The 24,689-nt window shown below is 61.0% G+C and carries 25 protein-coding genes; 6 read left to right on the forward strand and 19 right to left on the reverse strand.

The window, feature by feature from the left end; genetic code table 11:
* Nucleotides 1–36: 36 nt before the first annotated feature.
* Nucleotides 37–549, forward strand: coding sequence for a carboxyl transferase domain-containing protein (locus tag NKI72_RS27515; RefSeq protein ID WP_352851441.1), 513 nt, complete (start codon nt 37–39; stop codon nt 547–549).
* A gap of 7 nt (nt 550–556) precedes the next feature.
* Nucleotides 557–1,627: a M48 family metallopeptidase gene (locus tag NKI72_RS27520; RefSeq protein WP_352833534.1), complete on the forward strand. Its 1,071-nt coding sequence runs from the start codon at nt 557–559 to the stop codon at nt 1,625–1,627.
* Between the two features lie 43 nt (nt 1,628–1,670).
* Here NKI72_RS27520 and NKI72_RS27525 read toward each other — a convergent pair whose 3' ends face one another.
* Both NKI72_RS27525 and NKI72_RS27530 read right to left on the reverse strand, forming a co-directional pair.
* Nucleotides 1,671–3,674, reverse strand: coding sequence for a hypothetical protein (locus tag NKI72_RS27525; RefSeq protein ID WP_352833532.1), 2,004 nt, complete (start codon nt 3,672–3,674; stop codon nt 1,671–1,673).
* Nucleotides 3,671–5,200, reverse strand: coding sequence for an NAD(P)H-hydrate dehydratase (locus NKI72_RS27530; RefSeq protein WP_352851439.1), 1,530 nt, complete (start codon nt 5,198–5,200; stop codon nt 3,671–3,673). The genes NKI72_RS27525 and NKI72_RS27530 overlap by 4 nt, the downstream gene beginning before the upstream one ends.
* Nucleotides 5,201–5,557: 357 nt before the next feature.
* Here NKI72_RS27530 and NKI72_RS27535 point away from each other — a divergent pair, with 357 nt between their 5' ends.
* Nucleotides 5,558–5,896 carry a P-II family nitrogen regulator gene (locus tag NKI72_RS27535; RefSeq protein WP_019857988.1) on the forward strand — a complete coding sequence of 113 codons (339 nt, stop codon included), beginning with the start codon at nt 5,558–5,560 and terminating at the stop codon, nt 5,894–5,896.
* 54 nt (nt 5,897–5,950) lie between these two features.
* Nucleotides 5,951–7,360, forward strand: a complete 1,410-nt coding sequence (glnA, locus tag NKI72_RS27540) for a type I glutamate--ammonia ligase (RefSeq protein WP_023675115.1) — start codon at nt 5,951–5,953, stop codon at nt 7,358–7,360.
* Nucleotides 7,361–7,476: 116 nt separating this feature from the next.
* Here glnA and NKI72_RS27545 read toward each other — a convergent pair whose 3' ends face one another.
* Entirely contained in the window at nt 7,477–8,517 is a 1,041-nt protein-coding gene (locus NKI72_RS27545; protein WP_023717535.1) for a glutamine synthetase beta-grasp domain-containing protein, read from the reverse strand.
* A 319-nt stretch (nt 8,518–8,836) separates the two neighbouring features.
* Between NKI72_RS27545 and NKI72_RS27550 the strand changes: the two genes are divergently transcribed.
* Nucleotides 8,837–9,031: a DUF2735 domain-containing protein gene (locus NKI72_RS27550; RefSeq protein ID WP_352451032.1), complete on the forward strand. Its 195-nt coding sequence runs from the start codon at nt 8,837–8,839 to the stop codon at nt 9,029–9,031.
* Nucleotides 9,032–9,116: 85 nt separating this feature from the next.
* On the opposite strand, the gene NKI72_RS27555 is transcribed toward NKI72_RS27550, so the two are convergent.
* The 10 genes from NKI72_RS27555 to NKI72_RS27600 form a co-directional block, all read right to left on the reverse strand.
* Nucleotides 9,117–11,003, reverse strand: coding sequence for an MFS transporter (locus NKI72_RS27555; RefSeq protein ID WP_352833527.1), 1,887 nt, complete (start codon nt 11,001–11,003; stop codon nt 9,117–9,119).
* 187 nt (nt 11,004–11,190) lie between these two features.
* Complete coding sequence (locus tag NKI72_RS27560) at nt 11,191–11,982, reverse strand: ATP12 family chaperone protein (RefSeq protein ID WP_352833525.1); 792 nt, start codon at nt 11,980–11,982, stop codon at nt 11,191–11,193.
* A 2-nt stretch (nt 11,983–11,984) separates the two neighbouring features.
* Nucleotides 11,985–12,842, reverse strand: coding sequence for a DMT family transporter (locus NKI72_RS27565; protein WP_502898582.1), 858 nt, complete (start codon nt 12,840–12,842; stop codon nt 11,985–11,987).
* Between the two features lie 68 nt (nt 12,843–12,910).
* Entirely contained in the window at nt 12,911–13,891 is a 981-nt protein-coding gene (locus NKI72_RS27570) for an RluA family pseudouridine synthase (protein ID WP_352833522.1), read from the reverse strand.
* 62 nt (nt 13,892–13,953) lie between these two features.
* Nucleotides 13,954–14,292 (reverse strand): DUF190 domain-containing protein, encoded by a 339-nt coding sequence (locus NKI72_RS27575; RefSeq protein WP_352451038.1) that lies wholly within the window; start codon nt 14,290–14,292, stop codon nt 13,954–13,956.
* A complete protein-coding gene (gene crcB, locus NKI72_RS27580) occupies nt 14,289–14,789 on the reverse strand; it encodes a fluoride efflux transporter CrcB (protein WP_502898580.1) in 501 nt (166 codons plus the stop codon). The genes NKI72_RS27575 and crcB (NKI72_RS27580) overlap by 4 nt, the downstream gene beginning before the upstream one ends.
* Nucleotides 14,786–15,172, reverse strand: coding sequence for a fluoride efflux transporter CrcB (crcB, locus tag NKI72_RS27585; RefSeq protein ID WP_352833520.1), 387 nt, complete (start codon nt 15,170–15,172; stop codon nt 14,786–14,788). Before crcB (NKI72_RS27585) ends, crcB (NKI72_RS27580) begins: the two co-directional genes overlap by 4 nt.
* 31 nt (nt 15,173–15,203) lie before the next feature.
* Complete coding sequence (locus NKI72_RS27590; RefSeq protein WP_352702295.1) at nt 15,204–16,034, reverse strand: aspartyl/asparaginyl beta-hydroxylase domain-containing protein; 831 nt, start codon at nt 16,032–16,034, stop codon at nt 15,204–15,206.
* 136 nt (nt 16,035–16,170) lie between these two features.
* Nucleotides 16,171–17,481: a replication-associated recombination protein A gene (locus NKI72_RS27595; RefSeq protein WP_352502953.1), complete on the reverse strand. Its 1,311-nt coding sequence runs from the start codon at nt 17,479–17,481 to the stop codon at nt 16,171–16,173.
* Between the two features lie 43 nt (nt 17,482–17,524).
* A complete protein-coding gene (locus tag NKI72_RS27600; RefSeq protein ID WP_352833517.1) occupies nt 17,525–19,012 on the reverse strand; it encodes a DegQ family serine endoprotease in 1,488 nt (495 codons plus the stop codon).
* A 134-nt stretch (nt 19,013–19,146) separates the two neighbouring features.
* Here NKI72_RS27600 and NKI72_RS27605 point away from each other — a divergent pair, with 134 nt between their 5' ends.
* A complete protein-coding gene (locus NKI72_RS27605; protein WP_352614178.1) occupies nt 19,147–19,773 on the forward strand; it encodes a hypothetical protein in 627 nt (208 codons plus the stop codon).
* A 66-nt stretch (nt 19,774–19,839) separates the two neighbouring features.
* On the opposite strand, the gene rplQ is transcribed toward NKI72_RS27605, so the two are convergent.
* The 6 genes from rplQ to secY form a co-directional block, all read right to left on the reverse strand.
* Nucleotides 19,840–20,271: a 50S ribosomal protein L17 gene (gene rplQ / locus NKI72_RS27610; RefSeq protein WP_023675127.1), complete on the reverse strand. Its 432-nt coding sequence runs from the start codon at nt 20,269–20,271 to the stop codon at nt 19,840–19,842.
* 116 nt (nt 20,272–20,387) lie between these two features.
* On the reverse strand, nt 20,388–21,398 hold the full coding sequence (locus NKI72_RS27615) for a DNA-directed RNA polymerase subunit alpha (protein WP_023675128.1): 1,011 nt from the start codon (nt 21,396–21,398) through the stop codon (nt 20,388–20,390).
* A gap of 104 nt (nt 21,399–21,502) precedes the next feature.
* Entirely contained in the window at nt 21,503–21,892 is a 390-nt protein-coding gene (rpsK, locus tag NKI72_RS27620) for a 30S ribosomal protein S11 (RefSeq protein ID WP_006205444.1), read from the reverse strand.
* A gap of 139 nt (nt 21,893–22,031) precedes the next feature.
* A complete protein-coding gene (gene rpsM, locus NKI72_RS27625) occupies nt 22,032–22,400 on the reverse strand; it encodes a 30S ribosomal protein S13 (RefSeq protein WP_006205445.1) in 369 nt (122 codons plus the stop codon).
* A 198-nt stretch (nt 22,401–22,598) separates the two neighbouring features.
* A complete protein-coding gene (locus NKI72_RS27630; RefSeq protein WP_352833509.1) occupies nt 22,599–23,210 on the reverse strand; it encodes an adenylate kinase in 612 nt (203 codons plus the stop codon).
* Complete coding sequence (gene secY / locus NKI72_RS27635) at nt 23,207–24,547, reverse strand: preprotein translocase subunit SecY (protein WP_352471807.1); 1,341 nt, start codon at nt 24,545–24,547, stop codon at nt 23,207–23,209. The genes NKI72_RS27630 and secY overlap by 4 nt, the downstream gene beginning before the upstream one ends.
* Nucleotides 24,548–24,689 lie beyond the last annotated feature (142 nt).

The raw sequence follows: 24,689 nt of genomic DNA on the forward strand, positions 1-24,689 counted from the left end.
TGGGCGGTCTTGCTCTATGTGGGCGCCGCCCTATCCGTGGGTGTTTGCTTGCACTGCATTTCTGATGTAGAGCTCCCGTGTGTACGTGTGTCGTCGGGGTGGGGTTGCCGGGCGCCCACCGCGCAGGAATATGGCGGGTTGATCAAGCACGGCGCCAAGCTTCTGTTCGCCTATGCCGAAGCGACCGTGCCAAAGATCACCGTCATCACCAGAAAGGCCTATGGCGGCGCCTATGACGTCATGGCGTCAAAGCATTTGCGCGGTGACATGAACTATGCCTGGCCAACGGCGCAGATTGCGGTGATGGGGGCCAGGGGCGCGGTCGAGATCATCTATCGCAAGGACATCGGCGACGCGGAGAAAATTGCAGCACACACAAAGGCTTACGAAGATCGCTTCCTGTCGCCCTTCGTCGCCGCCGAGCGTGGCTATGTCGACGAGGTGATCATGCCGCATTCAACCCGCCGCCGCATCGCCCGCGCGCTCAGGATGCTGCGCAACAAGGATATGCAAAACCCCTGGAAGAAGCACGACAACATTCCGCTGTGAAGGGTTGATGTCGCGCCTGGTCTTCTACATGGGAGCGCGCTTCGGCAGGTTTGCCGTCCTGCTTTTCGCTCTGCCGCTGTTCTGCCCAACAGTCTTATGGTTCTGGTTTCTCGACCGGCATCCGCTCGCCGTCATCGCGGCTGGCGTTGTTGCGATCCCAGCTGCGATGCTGGGCATGGTTCTGTTGATCGGGACATTGTTCGCCGGTTTTCGACCCAGCAAGGTGGACGGGATCACTCGGGAATCAGCCCCGAAATTATGGGCCATCTGGGAGAGTATTGCCGGCAAACACCGCGCCAGCCGGACTACCATCGTGCTGAGCCCCGATCTCAACGCCAGTATCGGTGAAGAGCGGCCGTTTCTGGGCCTGCTTGGTCGCAGGGCAATTCTCACCGTGGGCCTGCCGCTGCTCGCAGTGACCGACCAAAAGGGGTTTGCGGCGATCTTGGCCCATGAGGACGCCCATCTGAAAAATAAAGATACAAATGGCGGGCTCAACCTGGCCGAACTCGAAAAGAGCTTCGATCTAATCTTCGACTTCGCCCCACCGGGAAAAACAGTTTCGGCCAGCCTGTTCTACTGGATGCTTGGCCCGCTGTCGCGCACGCTGGAGCGCGAAGAAATACGGTTGTCGCGGCGGGCGGAAATTGACGCGGATCGTCATGCAGCGATGTCCGGCGATGCATATGAAGCGGCCCGCGCCCTGCTGCTGGTCGGTGCCGCCAGTGCGTTCTTCGATGACCAAGTGTATATTCCGCTTAAACGTGAACTGCTTGGCACCATGGTACCGCCTCGTCCACCACTTGAAAGGGTTCTGGCGGCCGCCAGTCACCTGTCGAGGCTTCCCATCCTGCAAGAATATGCGCAAAAGGCCTGGGACGCGCCAGATAACGAAAGCGCGGATCATCCGCCCTGGTCCGAACGTTTGAATGCTCTTGGATTTAGCTCGGCTCCAGAGATAGAACCAGTTCTGGTTTCCGCCTTGTCGAGCCTGCTGAGCGATGAGGTGGTCGCCGAACGCGTCCGGCATTTCGACGGTGAATGGACATCGAACATCGCCGACGACCTCGATCGATAGCTGTCCGCCTGGAGCTACTGCGGCCAATGTCAGAGTCGTCGGCCTATTCCGCTTCCGCTGCTCCGAACCCGGCTCCCATCGTCGCGCGGACGGCGCCCGACCACGGCGTGGCGTGATTGTCGATGCGCATCTGGAAGATGAAGTAGGTCGGCGAGCAGAAGCCGATGCCCTTCACTTTGCCGATACCGGGTGTATCCGGCGGCAGCGACTGACACATGTAATCCTCTCGGCAGAAATGGTCGGCCGAGCAGGCAGGACGATTGCCGCGATTGACGGCGCCGCCCAGGCACTGGTCGAAATTATTGGTCGCCACGCAGGTGTCGAATTTCTTGCCGCCAACCAGCCCGCAAATCTCGTTCGGCATCGGCTTGCCCGTCTTGAAGGCGGCAAAGCTGCGATCCCGGTCATCGCAGCCGCGATAGGCGATACCCGCCGGCACACCGATCTTCGGCGGTCGGCAGGTGTAGGCGGCGCGCGAAATGCTTGGTGCGAACGCGGCGAACTGACCGGTGATGGTATACCGGTCATTGAAAGGCTGTGCCGGGTTGCTGGCGATGGATCCCGTTAAACAAGGGTGGCCGGAAAACATATCTTCGCTGTCCTTGGGCAACAGGCATTGCGCCAGCTTGGTGCGCACGCCGGACGCGGTGGTCAACGGCGTGCAGACGGTGCCGGCACCGCATTGCCATGTCGCGCCGAAGCGGGCCGCATCCTGTGGCATCAGGCAAGGCATCGCCATCTCGGCCGGCGAATAGGCGATTTCGCCGGCATCGTTCCAGGTCGCCGGCGGCGCGAACGATAACGGGCGAAAGCGGTTCGGTTCCTTGCCGTCGGCAGTCGCGTGCAGCCAGGCGACGCGGCGCGGGATGTCGGCGTGGAGATGCGGGGAGATGCCGACCTCGATGCGGTTGAGCGGCGAGGTCGTCTTATCGTCCAGGCCGATGAAATGGAAGCCGGCGGTCGAGCCCGCCTGATGGCAGCCCTGGCAGGCGCCGTTGTCCAGCCGCTCGACCAATGCCTCCGGCGTGCGCACCAGCTTCAGCGCGGAGAAATCGACACCAGCGAAATCCGCGGGCTGGAACAGTGGCGTGAACGGGTGGTTGGCCTGCCTTGCACTGCCGAAGGTCGACCACGAAATGACCTTCCTTGCCAAGAATTCATCGGGGATTTGGTAGACGCCGAGATCGACCGCCGCGACATTGGGGCGGACATAGTTGGCAAGTCTTGCTTTCAGCGCAGCGTCTTCGGCGAGACGTGCCGTGTCGGGCGTGTTTTCCAGCGGCTTTTCGCTGACAGCCGCTCCGTCGATGCCGAAGATACGCATGAGATAGGCAGCCTGCCCGCCGAATTCGGTCTCCTGGCCGGAGGGGAAGCGCACCACTTGCGCATTGAGCTCGAGCTGCTTGAAGGTGAGCGCCGTCCTTTCCAGCGGCCCACCGGTCAGCCAGCCGGCATCGACGCTCTCGTCGAGTTGTGGTGCCCAGCGTCCCGCGACGCCGACACAACCGCCGTCGACATCGGGCGCCACGCTGTAGACGGCGTTGAAGTTGAATGGCAGACGCGAGGCCAGAACCTTGCCGTTTTTGCGGAAACTGTAAGCTAGGCGATAGATGAGGCGCACCTCGCCGCAACTTCCGTCACCTTTCAGCGCGGTGAAATCGCGCCGGTCGAGCCTGTTGACGATACCGACTAGCCGGAAGCGCGCCGCCTCGGTCTTCAGCCAGCGCATGTCCATGATGCGGCCGACATTGCCGTCGGTCACCTCGTAGAGCGTGCGCCCGCCGGCCTTCATCTCGGCCCGCAATGCCGCGACGTCGCTTGCAATCGTTTCGACGATCGCGTGATAGGCCGGCGCCTTGTCGTAAAGCGTCTTCAAATCGCCCTTGCCATCGACGCCGAAAATGCCGGCGAGGCCAAAGCCCTTGGCGTCAAGCTGGGCGAGAACGGCCGGGTCGTCGACGATGGTCAGCGGAGTTCCGGCGTTCGCGGCCTGCGCCATGGATATGGCACTAATGATCGCAACGAGCAGCGCAATCAGGCGGTTCATTCGGCAGCCTTCCCGCGGCTTTCAACGAGCTCGCGCAGGACCGGCACCAGCGCCAGCGGCAGGTCCTCGGCGATCAGCCCCGGTCCGAAACGGCTGCCGGCCTCGGCATGGATCCAGACTGCCGCACAGGCCGCTTCAAAGGCCGGCATGCCCTGCGCCAGCAGCGCGGCGATGATACCCGACAGCACGTCGCCCGAACCGGCGGTGGCCAGCCAAGGCGCGCCATTGTCGTTGATCGCTGCCCGGCCATCGGGGGCCGCAATCACAGTGTCGGCACCCTTGTAGACGAGAGTGGCGTTGGCCCGTTCGGCTGCGGCGCGTGCCTTGGCCAGTTTGGACAGGGCCTTGTCCTCGGCGATATCTGAAAAAAGCCTGACGAATTCGCCGTCATGCGGCGTCATCACCAGAGCCGGCGCGCTCGGCCGGCTGGCGGCTTCGAACAGGGCATCCGGCGCGTCGCGAAACGAGGTGACGCCGTCGGCGTCGAGCACGAAGCCCTCAATCCCGCCGCCCTGCCCATGGGCGCCATTCAGCACGGCCAGGGCGAATTCGCGCGTCTTCTCACCAATGCCAAATCCCGGGCCGAGCACGAAGGCCGATGGCCGGCGGCTGCCGACGAATTCGTCCACATCCGCGACAGTGTCTAGCTTGCGCAGCATGATCGAGGTCAGATGCGCCGCGTTCACATGGATGGCGTTCGCCGGCGACAGCAAGGTGACGGCCCCTGCCCCGCTCTTGGCCGCGGCAAGCGCCGACAGCCGCGCAGCACCCGTCGCCGACGGCCCGCCGGAAAAGACGCCGACATGGCCGCGTTTATACTTATGGGCGTCGACGGCCGGAACCGGAAAGCGGCCAAGCCAGAGCGCCGGAATGTTCTCGAATGTTCGTGGTTCAAGCTGCGCAACAACACTGTCGCTTATGCCGATATCAGCGAGCACGATTTCGCCGCACAGCTCGCGCCCCGGTAACAAAAGATGGCCTGGCTTTTTTCGCGCAAAGGTCACGGTGATTCGGGCGTGGAAAGCCTGACCGAGGACATTGCCGCTCTCACCGGAGACGCCCGACGGCAGGTCGACCGCGACGACCGGCGAATTCAACTCCGCCACATTATCGATCGCCTTGGCGGGGTCGCCGGACAGCGGCTTGGACAGCCCCGCCCCGTAAAGCGCATCGACCACGATCGAGCCCGTCTCGGCAACGAAATCCGACAGCGGCCGAGCTTCAACCGGGCACTCCGAGGCAGCGACTGCCGCATCGCTGCCGCCTTTAGGCGATCCGGACGCCCATACCGAGACGTCGACGGCGCTCTCCCGAAGGATGCGCGCCACGACATAGCCGTCGCCGCCATTGTTGCCGGGGCCGCAAAGCACATGGACGCGCGTTGCGTTCGGGTAGCGCTTGAGTACTACGGCAGCAACCGCAGCACCGGCATTGCGCATCAGGCCGATGCCGTCGAATGGACCAGCGGCAATCGCCAGCCGGTCGGCCTCAGCCATTTCGGACGGAGACAGAAGTTCATTGCTCATGCGGGCGACATGCACATCATTTCCCCAAGCATTGTCCAGTTTTTGATCCGACGCAAACAACGAAGGTCCCCAAGCAATTTGGCGGCGTACATCGTTCGGGACGACGGCGCGCAGCTGCCCATGAAATACCCGATCTGCCCAATTTTTGTGCGGACGGCAGGACCGGCGGTGTGTAGGCTCGCGGCATTCATGGCGCATCCAACGCTGCGAATGACGCGAATGTACATTCCCGCGTGGCATGGTATCCAAATCATGTGAGGCCGTTCGGCGCCCCATCAATTGGCACAGTTCGTGCTTGATTGAGGCGCAAGCGGGGCTCACAACCCGTCTTTTTTGGCAGTGGAGGCCACTTTTTACATGAAAAAGATCGAAGCGATCATCAAGCCGTTCAAGCTAGACGAAGTGAAGGAAGCGCTTCAGGAGGCAGGCCTGCAAGGTATCACCGTTACCGAGGCCAAAGGGTTTGGCCGCCAGAAGGGCCATACCGAGCTTTATCGCGGCGCCGAATATGTCGTCGACTTCCTGCCGAAGGTGAAAATCGAAGTCGTGCTCGGCGACGATGCGGTCGAAGCCGCGATCGAAGCCATCCGCAAGGCGGCCCAGACCGGCCGCATCGGCGACGGTAAGATCTTCGTCTCCAATATCGAGGAAGTGGTGCGCATTCGCACCGGCGAAACCGGCATGGACGCCGTCTGAATTTTCCCGTTAAAAGGCCATGTTCAAAACGTCATCACATAGGGAAGCAGGGACATGACGACAGCCAAAGACATCATGAAGCAGATCAAGGACAACGACGTTAAGTTCGTCGATCTGCGCTTCACCGATCCGAAGGGCAAACTGCAGCACGTTACGATGGATGTCGTCGAGGTCGAGGAAGACATGTTTGCCGATGGCGTCATGTTCGATGGTTCCTCGATCGCTGGCTGGAAGGCGATCAACGAGTCCGACATGGTGCTGATGCCGGATTCCGATACGGTGCATATGGACCCGTTCTTCGCGCAGTCGACCATGGTCATCCTGTGCGACATCCTCGATCCGATCTCCGGGGAGTCCTACAATCGCGACCCGCGCGGCACCGCTAAAAAAGCCGAGGCCTACATGAAGGCCGAAGGCATCGGCGACCAGATCTTCGTCGGTCCTGAAGCCGAGTTCTTCGTGTTCGACGACGTCAAGTACAAGGCCGATCCCTACAACACCGGCTTCAGGCTGGATTCGACCGAACTGCCGTCCAATGACGACACCGACTACGAGACCGGCAACCTCGGTCATCGGCCGCGCATCAAGGGCGGCTATTTCCCGGTGCCGCCGGTCGATTCGGCACAGGACATGCGCTCGGAAATGCTCACCGTGCTCGCCGAGATGGGCGTGCGCGTTGAAAAGCACCATCACGAAGTGGCCGCCGCCCAGCACGAGCTCGGCATCAAGTTCGACACGCTGGTCCGCAACGCCGACAAGATGCTGATCTATAAATATGTCGTGCACCAGGTCGCCAACGCCTACGGCAAGACGGCCACTTTCATGCCGAAGCCGGTGTTCGGCGACAATGGCTCGGGCATGCATGTCCACCAGTCGATTTGGAAGGAAGGCAAGCCGACCTTCGCCGGCAACGAATATGCCGGCCTGTCCGAGAGCTGCCTGTTCTACATCGGTGGTATCATCAAGCATGCCAAGGCGATCAACGCCTTTACCAACCCGCTGACCAACTCCTACAAGCGCCTGGTGCCGGGTTATGAAGCGCCGGTCCTGCTCGCCTATTCGGCACGCAACCGCTCGGCCTCGTGCCGCATTCCGTTCGGCTCGTCGCCGAAGGCCAAGCGCGTCGAGGTCCGCTTCCCCGATCCGGGCGCGAACCCCTATCTTGCCTTCGCCGCCATGCTGATGGCCGGCCTTGACGGCATCAAGAACAAGATCCACCCGGGACAGCCGATGGACAAGGATCTCTACGACCTGCCGCCGAAGGAATTGAAGAAAATCCCGACCGTCTGCGGCTCGCTGCGCGAGGCTTTGCAGAGCCTCGACAAGGACCGCGGCTTCCTGAAGGCCGGCGGCGTATTCGACGACGACCAGATCGACAGCTATATCGAGCTCAAGATGGCCGAGGTAATGCGCTTCGAAATGACCCCGCATCCGGTCGAATACGATATGTATTATTCGGTGTGATCCGGATCGTTGCAGCCAATAGAAAAAACCCCGGCAGAGACGCCGGGGTTTTTTATTGTGATGCGATTGGAGAGAAAGTCACAGCGCAGACCTGAGGTCCACGCCATGACGAATGCTCAAGCCGCGGCCGAAACCTCGGCGCTGGTCGGGACGGAGGCGATCGTCTTCAATATCTGCGAGGCGATCTGGTAGGGGTCGCCCTGCGAATTCGGCCGGCGATCTTCGAGATAGCCCTTGTAGCCGTTGTTGATGAAGGAGTGCGGCACGCGGATCGAGGCACCGCGATCGGCGATGCCATAGCTGAACCTGTTCCACGGCGCGGTCTCGTGCTTGCCGGTCAAACGCTTGTCGTTGTCCGGCCCGTAGACGGCGATGTGATCCATCAGGTTCTTGTCGAAAGCCGCCATCAGCGCTTCGAAATACGCCTTGCCGCCGACTTCGCGCATATAGGCTGTCGAGAAGTTGGCATGCATTCCCGAGCCGTTCCAGTCGGTGTCGCCGAGCGGCTTGCAGTGATATTCGATGTCGATGCCGTATTTCTCGGTCAGGCGCTGCATCAAATAGCGTGCCATCCACATCTGGTCGGCGGCCTTCTTGGAGCCCTTGCCGAAGATCTGGAATTCCCACTGGCCTTTGGCCACTTCGGCGTTGATGCCTTCATGGTTGATGCCGGCGGCAAGGCAAAGGTCGAGATGCTCCTCGACGATCTGCCTGGCGACGGAGCCGACATTGCTATAGCCGACGCCGGTATAGTACGGGCCTTGCGGCGCCGGATAGCCGCTCTCGGGGAAGCCGAGCGGGCGGCCGTCCTTGTAGAAGAAATACTCCTGCTCGAAGCCGAACCAGGCGCCCTCGTCGTCGAGGATGGTGGCGCGTTTGTTGGACGCATGCGGCGTGACGCCGTCCGGCATCATGACCTCGCACATGACGAGCGCGCCATTAGTGCGGGCGGGATCCGGATAAACGGCGACCGGCTTCAAAACGCAGTCGGAGCTGTGGCCCTCGGCCTGCATGGTCGAAGAACCGTCGAAGCCCCACAGCGGAAGCTGGTCGAGCGTCGGAAACTCGGCGTAGTCCTTGACCTGCGTCTTTCCGCGAAGATTGGGAACCGGGGTGTATCCATCGAGCCAAATGTACTCGAGCTTGTATTTCGTCATTCTAGCCTCTCGTTGCTTGATCACCGAACCCTGGATGGCGCCGGGGCGAGCCGGCCTATCCAGCAGCCGACCTGCCGGATTACTAAAATGCAATTCGTGTGCCATTCTCGCCGGCGATGGATGCGGCAAAAGTGAGGTTGTATCCGCCCAAAATCGCTGGTCCGCTGTCATGCTGCGTTCGGATCATCCACAAGCACATTTTGCACAAATAATATGCAAGTACTGATCTTTTCGTAATCATATTGCCTATTTCGATTGCTGAACCTATGTTGGGGAAAGGTTGAATCGGCAAGGTTCTGTCGAAGAAAGGAAACCGACAATGGAAATCACTTCCACTCGTCAGTCGGCCAAAATCCTGATGTTCCCGGTGGCAGCGCGCGCTTCTGCCTCAAATTTAAGCGGAAAGGCTAAGTTCGCGGCAGAACTTGCTTCGTTGCGCAACCGCACGGATTTCGGAAGTGCCTGGTATCATGAGGCAGCGATCGAGGAAGCGAACCAGGATCGGAAGAGCTAAGCCCTTCCCCTCCATGCACTTGATAGATTGGAAAAGCCCGGCGCGATCGCTCGCGCCGGGCTTTGCTTTGAACCGGACAGGCCGGCTACTGTTTGGTGTGCAGGTCCGTTCCGAGCGTATCCCTGATGAAGATCATGCCGATGATCAGCGACATCGCTGCAACGGCGACCGGATACCAGAGGCCGTAGTAGATGTTGCCCTTAGCCGCGCTCAGCGCGAAGACGGTCACCGGCAGTAAACCGCCAAACCAGCCATTGCCAATGTGGTAAGGCAGCGACATGCCGGTGTAGCGGATGCGCGTCGGGAACATCTCGACCAGGATCGCAGCAATCGGCCCGTAAACCATGGTCACGTACAGAACCAGGATGAACAGGATGCCGATGGTCAGCGGCCAGTTGATCTGCGCCGGATCCGCGAACATGGCAAAAGCGCCGGAAGCGGGAATGTTGTAGACTGTCACCTCGGTTGCGCCAGCCGCTTCTTCCTTGGTCAGGATCTTGTCCGCGACTGCCTTGTCTGTCGGGACGGTTGTTTTTTCGCCGGCACGAATCGCGGTGGCATCGAGTTTAAGCTCGGGATTGGCAGCCACAAAAGCGTCGAGCTTCTGGTCGGCCACTTTCGATGCCGCACGCTTTAGAGGATAACCTCCATCCTGTAAGGCGATATTGATTGCCTTGCCGAAGGCTGTCTCCTTGGCCTTCAACTGGTCGCCAGCCGCGACCGCGTCATAGGCTTCAGCCGTTTCGTTGCCAATCTTGACCGTTGCAGCCGTTCCGGGCGCGGCTGTCGTGACCACATCGTATGGCACGGAACTCTTCGCAAGGAATGCCGTGGCCACATCGCACGAGCTGGTGAATTTCCATGTTCCGGTAAGATTGAACTGGAAACTGCAGTCGCCCGGTGCCGCGGTGACGGTTGCTCGAACATTTTCCTGCGCGGTAGCTAGAGTGGGATTAGCGGCGCGGGTCAGTGCCTTGAACAGTGGAAAGGTGGTGACGATCGCCAGCGCCAATCCCGCCATGATGATCGGTTTGCGGCCGATCTTGTCGGAGAGCCAGCCGAATACGACAAAGAAGATGGTGCCAAGCGCCAGCGCGATCGCGATCATGATGTTGACCGACTGCGGATCGACCTTGAGCACGTTCTGCAGGAAGAACAGCGCGTAGAACTGGCCGTTGTACCAGACCACGGCTTGGCCAGCGGTAAGGCCAAGCAGTGCCAGCAATGCGATCTTGGCGTTTTTCCACTGGCCGAAGGCTTCGGACAGGGGTGCCTTGGAGCCTTTGCCCTCGGCCTTCATACGCTGGAAGGTCGGAGACTCGGCAAGTGACAGGCGAATCCAGACCGAGATGGCGAGCAGCACCGCGGAAACCAGGAACGGAATGCGCCAGCCCCAAGCTGTGAAATCTTCCTTGCTGAGGGAATTCTGCACAATCAGAATCACGATCAGCGACAGGAACAGGCCGAGCGTTGCGGTGGTCTGGATCCATGAGGTGTAGAAGCCACGGCGGTCATCTGGAGCGTGCTCGGCGACGTAGGTCGCGGCGCCGCCATATTCGCCGCCAAGCGCCAGACCCTGCAGCAGACGGAGTGCAATCAGCATGATCGGCGCGGCAATGCCCCAACTGGCGGAGCCGGGAAGCAGGCCGACCAGGAAGGTCGACAGACCCATGATCATGATGGTGACAAGAAATGTGTACTTGCGGCCGACGAGATCGCCGATGCGGCCAAACACCAGGGCACCGAGCGGGCGAACGATGAAGCCTGCGGCGAACGCCAGAAGCACGAAGATGTTTCTCGTTGTTTCCGGATAAGAGTTGAAGAATGCCGTGCCGATCGCGGCCGCCAATGCACCGTAGAGATAGAAATCGTACCATTCGAAAATGGTGCCGAGCGAGGAGGCGAAGATGACCTTCTTCTCCTCGCGCGTCATGCCGCGGCTTGTTTTGCCGGCGGTCGATGCCATTGCCATGAGCGTATCCTCCCGTGTGATTCCGTCAGTCCTCGATGCTGCGCGTCATCGTCCGCGTTTCCTCGGAACGCAGACTCAGTGCAGCCACCAGTACAAAAAATGACAGAAAGCGCCGTCCAGAGGCAGACCGTCTTTGGGATTATGACTTTGGTCTAATGTGCAGTGCGAAATAGAAACGACGGTGCGGTCAGCCTTTGAGAGCTTCGAGCAGCGTGACTGCCGCCATCATATCGCGCTTGCGGGCCGCGCGGTGCGCGACGGCCTCGGCATCATGGCCCCATTGCTCGGCCTGCCAGTCCTCGTCGACATGACCGGCAGCCCAGGCCGCCTCGCCGTCGAGCTCGCCGAAGTCGACGGCCAGCGCCAGCAGCGCCGATCCGGTCAGCGACGTCATGACGTGGATGGCGGCAAGGCGCAGCGGATCGGCACGTTGGGCAAGATGCTGGCCAAGCAGCGCGATACTCTCGCGCGGCTGTTCGACATGGATCACGCCTACGGCAAGATGGAACCGGGCGCCGAGAGCGCTGCGCACCCAGTCGATGACCGGATCCCAAAGCTCGTTCTGCCGGTCGACGAGTCCTTGGGGCGCATCGGCGCGGTAGCAGAGCAGATCGGACGAGGCAAAGCGCAGGATGTCCTCCAGCACGGCCTGGGGATCACTGGCGACGCCATCGATTGCCGTATTGACCAGACGCATCACCGGCATCGTCACCGGGTTGATGGTCTCCTCCTGTGCGGCGAATTCCTCGGCGACGAGAGCAGCCGCCTTTTCGGTCGGCAGCGCCAGCAGCGCCTTAGCCGGCGTGCGGACGGGCTTGCCATCGAGATGGACGGCAAAACCGTCTTCGACCGGTGCTACCGAGACGGTCTTGTAGAAGCGCTTCGGCAGCGGCGTCTTCATCTGGATCTGGGCGCGACGCACCGGGTCCGGATCGGAGAGCTGCTTTCCAGCTTCGAGGTCGTTCAATATATCGCGCATGCTCATCCGGGACTTTGTTTTCGGGCCGGCCGGTTGACGATGATGAGTCCAGCGGCGATCAGGGCGAGTGCCAGGAAGATACGAACGGTCAGCGGCTCGTTCAAGAACACGGCGCCGCACAGCACACCAAACACCGGCGACAGGAAGGTGAAGCTCGACAGTCCAGATGCAGGGTAGCGCCGCAGCAGCCAGAACCACAGCACATAGGTGAAGGCGACAACGTAGACGGCCTGGAACAGCAGAGCCAAGGTTGGCAAGACGGTAAAGTTGCGGACGGGCGGCCCGGCAAAAGGCATCACCAAAATGCCGACGACGGCGGCCCCGGCCAGCTGATAGAGCAGCAGCTTTTCGGCGCTGGCCGTCACCAGCTTCGACCGCTTGATGACGATATTGGTCACGGCCCACAGAATGCCGGCACCGAGACTGAGCAAATCGCCGCCCAATGTTGCGCCGCCATTGGCGCTCAGTTTATCTGAAAACACCGCGATCAGTCCGGCGAAAGCGAGCAGAAGACCAACGAGCTTGCGTGCCGTGACGCTTTCGCCCAGCAGGAAATGACCGCCGACCAGCATCCAGAACGGCATGGTGTTGACCAGCAAAGTGTTGCGCACGACAGTGGTGTGCTCGAGCCCGACATAGAGAAACAGGAACTCGAAACCGAAAAGCGCGCCGGCCAGAATGCCGGCGACGAGGGTCTTGTCGGGCGTGAACAGCGCAATGCCGCGCCAGCGGCACCAGCCGAAAACACACAGGCCGCCGATCACCGACCGTGCGATCGACAGGAAAACGGGATCGTAGCCGGCATAGGAGATCTTGGCGGCGACGTAGTTCAATCCCCAGGAAAAAGTCAGCCCAACCATGATGGCGGCTGCTGCCAGATCGACCGCGTCACGGCGGTCGAGGGTTTCTGTGGCGACGCCCACCAGCGCTAGTCCCCGGCACTCTGCTCGTCGAAACCGAGCAGGTTCCAGCTCTGGCGCATATGCGGCGGCATCGGTGCGGTGACGTCGACAAAGCCCTTGTCGGGATGCGGGATAACGATGCGGCGCGCGTGCAGATGCAGCCGGTTCTGCATGCCGCCTGGAAAATCCCAATTGGTGTCGGCCTCGAAATATTTGGGGTCGCCGATGATCGGGCAACCGATATGGGCGGCATGGACGCGAAGCTGGTGGGTGCGCCCGGTATAGGGTTCCATTTCCAGCCAGGACAGCGTCTGCGCCGCCTGCTCGACTATGCGGTAATAGGAGACGGCGTGATCGGCGCCCTTTTCGCCATGCTTGGCGATACGCACACGATCGCCGTCGGGCGTCGGTTCCTTGATCAGCCAGGTCGAGATCTTGTCCTCGCGCTTCGGCGGCACGCCCTTGACCAGCGCCCAGTAGGTTTTCTTCGTCTCACGCGCCCGGAACGCTTCGGCGAGCTTCATGGCGGCGAGCCTTGTACGGGCGACAACCAGCACACCCGACGTATCGCGGTCGAGCCGGTGCACCAGGCGCGGCTTCTCGCCCTTCTGGTTGCGCCAGGCTTCCAGCATGTCGTCGACGTTGCGGGTGACGCCCGAGCCGCCCTGCACTGCCAGGCCGGCCGGCTTGTTGAAGACGAAGACCTTCGGGTCCTCATGGATCAGCATCTTTGCCAAAACGTCGGCGTCGCCCTGGTTGCGGATCGAATGACCGGTGAGCGGGCTTTCGCCTTTCTTGTCCACTTCGAGCGGCGGCACACGCACCGTCTGGCCGGCTTCGACGCGGGTATCGGCCTTCACCCTGCCGCCGTCGACGCGGATCTGGCCGGAACGCAGCAGCTTCTGCAGATGACCGAAACCGAGACCGGGGAAATGGCTCTTGAACCAGCGATCGAGCCGCATGCCCGCCTCGCCGGCGTCCACTGTGATCTGTTCAACGCCTGCCATGATTCCAATCGCCGTTTTGCAGGCATGCAACGGCATTCGCCGGTACCCGCAATCTCACTCGCTTATTCGTTGTCGGTTCCATATTGCAGAACCTGAACTTTCTCCAGCGTAATCAAACCACTTGTCATGATTGTTTCAAGCACGGGCAGGAAAGCGGCCAATTTTTCCTCGTCATCGACGATCTCGATGACGAGTGGCAGATCCTCCGATAGGCGGAGGATCTTCGTGGTGTGAAGCCGGCTGGAATGGCCGAACCCCATCGCGCCGCGCAGGACGGTCGCGCCGGCTATCTGCATTTCGCGGGCCCTCAGTACAATAACCTCATACAGCGGACGGCCATCTGCCCTGTCGTTTTCGCCGATAAAGATGCGCAGCAATTGGGCCTGTGTTGGTATCTTCATTGCCTGGACCCTCTCAGCCGGTTGAGCCGAACTGCAAAGATGTGGCCAAGCCAGACGGCGGCAAGCCAGGCCACCACGGAGATCGCGATATTGAGTCCCGCCGCCACAAACCTCCCGGCTTGCGCGAGGATGAGTGTTTCAAGGCTGAAAGCGGAGAAGGTCGTCAGGCCGCCGCAGAAGCCGGCCATGAAGAATTGACGTTGCAGCGGACCGGCGAAGACGCGACCATCCGGTCCCGTCAATGTCGCGTAGAAGCCGATGAGGAACGAGCCAACAAAATTGACGAGGAGCGTGCCGAAGGGAAATCCAGCGCCCCACAGGGCAGTGCTCGTCGATGAGGCAAGCGCCCGCAACACACCGCCGATCATGCTGCCTGCGGCCACGGTCGCATAGAGCCGAACCGTTTCGTTGGTTCTGCGACGGCCAATGAGGCGCGCCGCATGCCCTGCCGCGGCAGTGTCCGTCCCGTCGTGGCGGAGCTTCCGCGGGCCGCTCACCGCGCCCCGCCGCCAATCAGAAGACTTCCGGCGGCAAAGCCCAGCGTCACGCCGCCGAGGCTCAGAAAAACCGAAAGCAGCACATTTCCGCCGGCGCGCCGCCATTCGCCCTCGCGCGCCAGCGCCAGCGTCTGCAGGCTGAAGGAAGAAACCGTGGTATAGCAGCCGAGACCGCCGGTAACGGTAAAGGCCCAGATGGCGGGCATGCCGTCGCGCGCCACCGCATGCGCAACGACACCGATTGCAAACGCTCCCGAGACATTGACGGCCATAGTGCCCCAGGGAAAGGTCTCGCCGACCCGGCGGGCGACGAAGCCGGACAGGAAGAAGCGGGCCATTGCACCGATCGCGCCACCAAGGCAGACAAGCAACAGATGATACATCGTGCTCCCTCGCGCCGGTCACACCATGGTGTCAGGCGGCTCCGGCCTTCTTCGGCTTGCTGGAGCCGATCATCTTCCAGTTCTTGTAGAACATGGCATTGATGCGCTCGACGCTGACCGAAACGATGGCGAGAAGAGCGGCGATCAGGCCGGGAAATGGCGATGGCCGGATGATGTCCATGAACACGCAGTAGCGGCGCCCATCATATTCGTTGACCGATCGGTGCAGCAGCGTGTCGTCGAAAATATAGAGCGGATTGTCGTGCCAGTAGTTCCTGGCGTTGTTGCACTCGACGAAAACCTCGGCCTTCACCGGGAGAAGATTGTAGAGAATGCGCAGGCTGAGCCGCAGCGGTCCGAAATGCCAGGAGGTCGATTCCCTGCCCCTGAACACCGACACAGCGATGGTCTTGATGTATTTGAAATCCTTGTTGAATTCGGCAACGTTGTCGATTTTGTGCTTGCCATACCACTGGTAGACATACATGCCGCGCCGGCCGCTGCCGAAATTGGCGTCGATATCGGCGATGATCTCGTCCTTGCGCGCTTTGAAGACGTCGAGAACCTCGTTGACCTCACGCTGATAGTCCGGAGGAAACTGGTCCAGTTTCCAGACACCGCGGTTTCTGTAGCACAGCAGATCGACCAGCAGATTGAAGGGCGAAAGCAGCCAGGTGAAGATGCCGTTGCCGAGGAAATAACCACTGAACAGGGCCCAGTTCTTGTTGTCGTTTCGCAACACGTCGATCAGGCCGAGGACAATGAAAATTGTCGTCAGGATGGGAATGAAATAGAAGCCGAGCGCCAGCAGCGGGATCGCTATGGCGAACTTCCGGAGGGTCTTGCGAGTTTTTTTTGTCATTTTTCCACGCGCCAGGCGCGATTCCGTTCTGAATATCGTCGGTACGTTTCTGGCCTGTCCGCCGGCCGAAGGCGCATCTTGATAGGGTTTTTTATCCCGCCAGACAACGGCGATCACACCAGTGTGCGACTGGCAGCTACTTTTCCCGCTCGCTGCGCAGCTTCGCCCAATAATCCAGCCGCTTCCTGATATCGCGCTCGAAGCCGCGCTCGGGCGGGTCGTAGAATGTCTGCCTTCCCATCTTCTCCGGAAAATAGTCCTGGCCGGAAAAAGCGTCGGGCTCGTCGTGGTCGTAGCGATAGCCGGCGCCGTAATCTTCCTGTTTCATCAGCTTGGTCGGAGCATTGAGAATGTGCTTGGGCGGCAGCAGCGAACCGAATTCCTTCGCCGCCTGTGTGGCGGCCTTGAACGCGGTATAGACTGCATTGGATTTCGGCGCGGTGGCGAGATAGACGGTCGCCTCGGCGAAGGCCAGTTCGCCCTCGGGCGAGCCCAGATAGTCATAGGCGTCCTTGGCGGCGTTAGCGACGACGAGCGCCTGCGGGTCGGCCAGCCCGATATCCTCCATCGCCATGCGCACCAACCGGCGCCCGAGATAAAGCGGATCTTCGCCGGCGTCGAACATGCGGGCCAGATAGTAGAGTGCCGCGTCGGGGTCGGAGCCGCGCACCGATTTGTGCAAGGCGGAGATCAAATTGTAGTGGCCGTCCTGTCCCTTGTCGTAGATCGGCGCGCGGCGCTGGACGATGCGCTGCAGAGCTTCGGCACCGAACACCTCCTTTGATTTCGCTGCGCGCCAGACCTCTTCGGCGAGCGTCAATGCCGCGCGGCCGTCGCCGTCGCTCATGCGGATGAGCATCGCCCGCGCGTCTTCATCGAGCGGCAGCGGCCTGCCCTCTGCCTGTTCGGCCCGCGCCAGCAGCTTGGCAATACTGTCCTCGCCGAGTGAGTGAAAGACCAGCACACGCGCGCGCGACAAAAGCGCGGCGTTAAGCTCGAAGGACGGATTCTCCGTGGTGGCGCCGACCAGCACGACGGTGCCGTCTTCCATCACGGGCAGAAAACTGTCCTGCTGGGCGCGGTTGAAGCGATGGATCTCGTCGACGAACAGCAGCGTCTGGCGGCCGTTCGAGCGGCGCAGCTTCGCTGCCTCGAACACTTTCTTCAGGTCGGCAACGCCGGAAAACACCGCCGATATCTGTTCGAAGGCGAGGCTTGTCTCGCCGGCAAGCAGCCGTGCGACCGTGGTCTTGCCAGTGCCGGGCGGGCCCCAGAAAATCATCGAGCCGAGCGAGCCGGAACCGATCAGCCGCGTCAGCGCGCCGTCGGGTCCGGTCAGATGCTCCTGGCCGACGACCTCGCCAAGGTTCTTCGGGCGCAGACGGTCCGCCAGCGGCCTGCCGGGCGGCGTCTTTTCCGGTTCGTCGACACTGAACAGATCGGCCATGCAACTTCTTCTGCCTGGAGTCCGATCATGCTGACGGTCGGGCTCAGTAACGCAACACCTGGCGCAGTATCTGCCCGCCGCGCTCGACGGTAAAGCGCCACCAGCGCGTATCCTGCTGGGCTACCTGTTCCAGGGTCGCCGCCTTGTCGATCGTCAGGCCATTGACCTCACGCACGATGTCGCCTGGCTGGAAGCCAAAATCGGCAGCAGGCGAATCGCGGTTGATGTCGACCACGGTGACGCCTTTGACATCGGTGCGCAGACCGAGCCGTTGGGCAAGCCGTGGCGACAGTTCAGCAACCTTGGCACCGGAGAACGGGCTGCGGCCGCGCAATGTGAGTTCCGCAGCTTTGGCGCCCTCAGGCGGCCGTTCCAGCGCGATGTCCATCGTCGCCTGCTGACCCTTGCTCAGAACGCCGAAGCTGGCATTCGTACCAATCGACAGCGTCGCCATCCGGTAGTCCAGCGCCCCGACGCTCTCGACCGGCTTGCCGTTGAGCGACAGCACTACGTCGCCCGGCTTGAGCCCTGCCTTGGCGGCGGGTCCCGCCTCTTCGACCGAAGAAACCAGCGCACCGGTCGGTTTGTCCATGCCGAGCGATTCGGCAATCTGCGGCGTCACCGCCTCGAACTCGGCACCGGCATACGGCCGCTCGAAGAAGTCGAGCCCGGCCTTGGCCGCGTCGGCGAAGGCGCGAACCATGTTCGAAGGGATGGCAAAGCCGATGCCGATCGAGCCGCCGCTACGGCTATAGATCGCCGTGTTGATGCCGATCAGCTGCCCTCCCATGTTGACCAGCGCGCCACCGGAATTGCCGGGGTTGATGGCGGCGTCGGTCTGGATGAAGAAGCTGGAATCGGAGACGCCGATATGGCTGCGCGCCACGGCCGAAATGATGCCGCTGGTGGTGGTCTGGCCGACACCGAATGGATTGCCGATCGCCAGCACCAGATCGCCGACCTCGAGCGCGTCGGAATCGCCGATAGCGATCACCGGGAACGGCTTGTCAGAAGAAATCTTGAGCACGGCGAGGTCGAGCGTCTCATCCTTGAGCAGCACCTTGCTGTCGAATTCGCGCCCGTCGGCGGTCGCTACCTTGACCTGGTCAGCGTTCTTGACGACGTGGAAATTGGTGACCACGACGCCGGTGGGATCGACCAGCACCCCCGAACCGAGCGAAGACTGCGCGCGCGGCTGCGAGCGGCCGAAGAACTCCTCGAAGAACGGATCGCCGTCGAAGGGCGACGTCACCTTGGCGGTTTGCGAGGCGTAGACATTGACCACGGCCGGCGCTGTCTGGTTGACCAGCGGCGCGAAGGACAGTTGCACCTCCTCGCGGCCGAACGGCACCCGCTTGTCGGGGCCGGAAGTGGCGTTTTCGCCTTCGACGCCATGCAGCAGGTCGGTCAAAACATCGGACAGGCCGGGGTCGGTCTTGGTCTCCTCGGCCAGCGCGTGCCTGGCCGCCGGCACGATCGCCAGCGCCGTAAAGGCGCAGATCAGAACAAGGGGCAGCCGTTTGATGCGCATTCCGAATCCTCCAAGTCGGGCGCCATTGTCCTGACGATTGTGCAAAATGAAAGGCTAAGCCGCTGAAATCCGATTATTTTGGGCGCCAAAGCAGCTATAGGTGAGCTCGCAACCGGAAAGCCTTGTCGACCCTCATGAAAAAACAGCTCCTGTCATTCCGTGATTTTTTGAAGACCGGCACTTTGGGCCCTGTTGTCCCAGGCATGAAAATGATCGAAATTGCCGAAGCGTTCGGTGCGCCGGACGGCTGGCTGACCGAGTATGCGGAGGCGGTGCCCGAGTACTGGTTTTACGGAACGCTTGAGGCCTCGTTCGACAAAGACCCGCCACATGTGCTGAATTGGTTTCAGATCGAACATGTGTATGAAATTCGCGGCAAGAGCAAACGAATAACAGACGAATTTGCTCTTTCAATGGATGGGTTCGACAGCAGAACAAAGCCATCGGAATTCCTGGACGCGGGCCTGTGGACACCAGAAGAGGCTATGGTGTTCTACGTCGCATCGATGAATGATATCGACCTGAATATCTGCGCGGGTCCCATTCAGATTTATTTCCGCGTTGATACTGACTTCATCAAAGATCGGGACGCCGAAAAATATCTGAACGGCGTGACTGTGTCCCAATTGATACGCGATATCGATCATCGAACGGAGGTCGACAGCATTTATTCTTATTCATTTCCGGCAATCAAGAGGATAACAAATGCGATTGATTGGAAGTCAATAGGCGGAAGAGACTACCTCAACGTTGCGAGGTAAGAGGTCGCCACATCAACGAAAAAGGGGCCCTCGGGCCCCTTAAACTCTCTCGGGAAAAACCAAGCCTTATGCGGCTGCGGCTTCCTCTTCGGTGCCTTCGGCCTCGATGCGGGCACGGTCGCCGGCGCCCTTGGCCGAGGTGTCGCGGTCGACGAATTCGATGACCGCCATTGCGGCATTGTCACCGTGGCGGAAGCCGGCCTTCATGATGCGCAGATAGCCGCCGTTGCGGGTGGCGTAGCGCGGCGCGATGGTATCGAACAGGCGCTTGACGACGCCTTCATTGCCGATCTGGGCAATAACCTGGCGGCGGGCGTGCAGGTCGCCGCGCTTGCCGAGCGTCACCAGCTTTTCGACGATCGGACGCAAATCCTTCGCCTTCGGCAGCGTGGTGAGGATCTGCTCGTGCTCGATAAGCGACACGGCAAGGTTGGCAAACATCGACTTGCGATGGCTTATGCTGCGGGCGAACCGGCGGCCTTTAAATCCGTGGCGCATGGCTCTTCTCCTTCATTGCGGTTTCAAGAGGCCTGAGCCTCAGTTGGTTAGCCGCATGATCTTGTCCGAAAAGTCTGCAACTTTTTGCTGCGCTGACCTTCGGTTCGGGATCATGCTTAATATTGATCTTCGTAACGCTTGGCGAGGTCTTCGATGTTTTCCGGCGGCCAGTCCGGCACTTCCATGCCGAGATGAAGGCCCATCGCCGCCAGGACTTCCTTGATCTCGTTCAGCGATTTGCGGCCGAAGTTCGGGGTGCGCAGCATCTCGGCTTCGGTCTTCTGGATCAGATCGCCGATATAGACGATGTTATCGTTCTTCAGGCAGTTGGCCGAACGCACCGAAAGCTCGAGTTCGTCGACCTTCTTGAGCAGCGCCGGGTTGAAGGCAAGCTCGGTAACCTGTTCGGCAGCGACTTCCTTCTGCGGCTCGTCGAAATTGACGAACAGGCCGAGCTGGTCCTGCAGGATGCGAGCGGCGAAGGCCACCGCGTCCTCGCCCGAAATCGAACCGTCGGTCTCGATGGTCATGGTCAGCTTGTCATAGTCGAGAACCTGGCCCTCGCGCGTGTTCTCGACCTTGTAGGAGACCTTCTTGACCGGCGAATACAGGCTGTCGACGGGGATCAGCCCGATCGGCGCGTCCTCGGCGCGGTTACGGTCGGCCGGCACATAGCCCTTGCCGGTATCGACGGTGAATTCCATGCGGATTTCAGCGCCTTCGTCCAACGTGCAGATGACGTGGTCGGGATTGAGGATCTCGACGTCGCCGACCGTCTGGATGTCGCCGGCGAGAACCGCGCCCGGTCCCTGCTTGCGGACGACCATGCGCTTGGGGCCGTCGCCTTCCATGCGGATGGCGATTTCCTTGATGTTCAAAACGATGTCGGTCACGTCCTCGCGGACGCCGGCGATGGACGAGAATTCATGCAGAACGCCGTCGATCTGCACGGCGGTTACAGCCGCGCCACGCAGCGAAGACAGAAGCACCCGGCGCAGCGCGTTGCCTAGGGTGAGGCCGAAGCCGCGCTCGAGCGGCTCGGCGACCAGCGTGGTCAGCGTCTTCTTCTTCGACGAGAACTCGATCTTGTTCGGCTTGATCAGTTCTTGCCAATTTTTCTGGATCATAGTGCTTTCCTTCCGTTGTCCCGCCACCATCCAATCGTGGCGGGCGACCTGGAATGCCGTGGAGGAGCGCCCTTGAGGCGCTCGCGCGGCGTTCGGTAAATTCTTTAGACGCGGCGCTTCTTGCGCGGACGGCAGCCGTTGTGCGGGATCGGCGTCACATCACGGATCGAGGTGATGGTGAACCCTGCTGCCTGCAGTGCGCGCAACGCCGATTCACGACCGGAGCCGGGTCCACAGACCTCGACCTCGAGCATGCGCATGCCGTGTTCCTGAGCCTTCTTGGCAACATCTTCGGCAGCCATCTGGGCAGCGAAAGGGGTCGACTTGCGCGATCCCTTGAAGCCTTGTGCTCCGGCCGACGACCAGGCAATCGAATTGCCCTGTGCGTCGGTGATGGTGATCATCGTGTTGTTGAAGGTCGAATTGACGTGGGCAACGCCCGACGAGATATTCTTGCGTTCGCGACGGCGAACACGAGCGGCTTCCTTGGCCATGATAGTCCTTTCAGTTGATCTCTACACCGCCGTAATGCCAGCGGCTCCACCAGGGAGAAGGCAGTAGGGGAATATGGCAGTAGGGCAGTATGTCTGCCGTCCCTATTGCCTTACTGCCCTACCCCCTTACTGCCCTAAATTACTTCTTCTTTCCGGCAATCGACTTGGCCGGGCCCTTACGGGTGCGCGCATTGGTGTGCGTGCGCTGGCCACGAACCGGCAGCGAGCGACGGTGACGCAGGCCGCGGTAGCAGCCGAGGTCCATGAGCCGCTTGATGTTCATCGACACTTCGCGGCGCAGGTCGCCCTCGACCTGGTAGTCGCGGTCGATGGTCTCGCGGATCTGCAGCACTTCCGCGTCGGTCAGTTGGTTGACGCGGCGCTCGGCCGGGATGCCGACCTTGTCGACGATCTCCTGGGCGAACTTCTTGCCAATGCCGTGAATGTATTGAAGCGCAATGACAACGCGCTTGTTGGTCGGAATGTTGACGCCGGCTATACGAGCCATGTTCTTCTCTTCTCCATATAGGCCGGGCGAGCCGGCGCTTCAAGTTGCCCCGCGTCCGGTGGAGGCCGGCCCTTGCGGGAGTTTCCAGTTCAAAGCGGCCTGCCTTGCCCTTGCGGACAAGCAAGCCTCATGCCTGATAGGAAGACGGGCCGCCATACCCCAGCGGACCGCTCCAGTCAAGCGCAATCGTTCGATTCTCTAGCCGGCCGGCTGGCCAACTGTCCGGGTCGTTGCCCTGAGCACCGCCTCGATCTGCTGCGTCACCGCATCGATGTCGGCCATGCCATCGACGCCCCTGAGTTTGCCCTTGGCGTAGTAGTAGCCGATCAGCGGCGAGGTTTTCTTGTAATATTCCCTCAAGCGTTCTTCGAACACCGCTGGACTGTCGTCCTTGCGCACCGGCAGGCCTGCGGCCTTGGCTTCTTCGGCGCGCTTGACGATTCGGCCAACCAGCGCCTTATCGTCGACGACAAATTCGATGACCGCGTCTAGCTCTAGTCCGCGATCCGACAGCATTTCCTCAACGGCGTCCGCTTGCACCAGAGTTCGGGGATACCCGTCAAGGATGAAGCCGTTTGCGCAATCAGCTTGATCGATGCGCTCGGCCACAATGGCGTTGACGATAGCGTCGGACACCAGTTCGCCAGCGTCCATCACCGCTTTGGCGCGCTTGCCGACTTCGGTGCCGGCCTGGACAGCAGCACGCAGCATGTCCCCCGTGGAAAGCTGTGGGATGCCGTGTCGTTCTACCAGTCTCAGTGCTTGTGTCCCCTTGCCCGCCCCCGGCGGTCCAAGCAATATCAACCTCATCTGGCCTTTTTCCCCCCGCGCAGCTTCGACTTCTTGATCAGGCCCTCATACTGGTGCGCGATCAGGTGACCCTGAATCTGCGCCACCGTATCGAGCGTTACACTGACCACGATCAGGAGCGAAGTGCCACCAAGGTAGAACGGTACGCCAGTCGCTGAAATCAGGAACTCGGGCAGCAGACACACCAGCACCAGATAGATGGCGCCGACGACGGTGATGCGGGTGAGCACATAGTCAATATAGTCCGCGGTGCGCTCGCCCGGGCGATAGCCCGGGATGAAGCCCGAATGCTTCTTCAATTGGTCCGCGGTGTCCTTTGGGTTGAAGACGATCGCCGTGTAGAAGAAGGCGAAGAACACGATCATCGCCGCGTAGAAGGCCATGTAGAGCGGCTGGCCATGACCGAGCGACGCCAGGATGGTGCTGGCCCAAGCGGGCATGTTCGTCGTCTGCGAGAAACCGGCGACGGTCGCCGGCAGCAGCAATAGCGACGAAGCGAAGATCGGCGGAATGACGCCGGATGTGTTGAGCTTCAGCGGCAGATGCGAGGTATCGCCCTGGAACATGCGATTGCCGACCTGGCGCTTGGGGTACTGAATCAGCAGGCGGCGCTGGGCGCGCTCGAAAAAGACGATCAGGCCGATAACGATAATGGCGAGCACGATGATCGCCAGGATCAGGCCGGTCGACAGCGCTCCGGTGCGGCCTAGCTCCAAGGTACCGGAGATGGCGCGCGGCAGGCCGGCGACAATGCCGGAGAAGATGATCAGCGAAATGCCGTTGCCGATGCCGCGGGCGGTGATCTGCTCGCCGAGCCACATCAGGAACATGGTGCCGCCGACCAGCGTGACGACGGTCGAGATGCGGAAAAAGATGCCGGGATCGTTGACGATGCCGTTTCCGCCCTCGAGCCCGACCGAAATGCCGTAGGCCTGGACCAGCGCCAGAAGCACGGTCCCGTAGCGCGTATACTGGTTGATAATCTTGCGGCCCTGCTCGCCTTCCTTCTTCAGCGCTTCCAGCGACGGAATGACCGAGGTCATCAGCTGCATGATGATGGAGGCGGAGATATAGGGCATGATGCCGAGGGCAAAGATCGCCATGCGCTGCACGGCACCGCCTGCAAACATATTGAACATGCCAAGCACGCCCTTGCTCTGCGACGAGAAGGCGTGGGCAAAGGCGTCCGGATTGATGCCGGGCAGCGGGATATAGGTGCCAAGACGGTAGACGAGCAGCGCGCCGATGGTGAACCAGATGCGCTTCTTCAGATCCTCGGCCTTGGCGAAGGCCGAAAAATTCAGATTCGAGGCTAGTTGTTCAGCAGCCGAAGCCATGCCTGATTCTCCGCTTGGTCACGCTCGATGCCCGCAGCTCAGGCGGCGCGTGTCACCGAAACTCACGAGATAAGCTCCGGACTGCAAACATGCAAGCGGCCGCGTTGATGCGGCCGTCACATCTATCGGATCAAAGCACGAC

It is taken from the genome of Mesorhizobium sp. M0437 (assembly GCF_040321335.1).
Classification (GTDB): Bacteria; Pseudomonadota; Alphaproteobacteria; order Rhizobiales; family Rhizobiaceae; genus Mesorhizobium.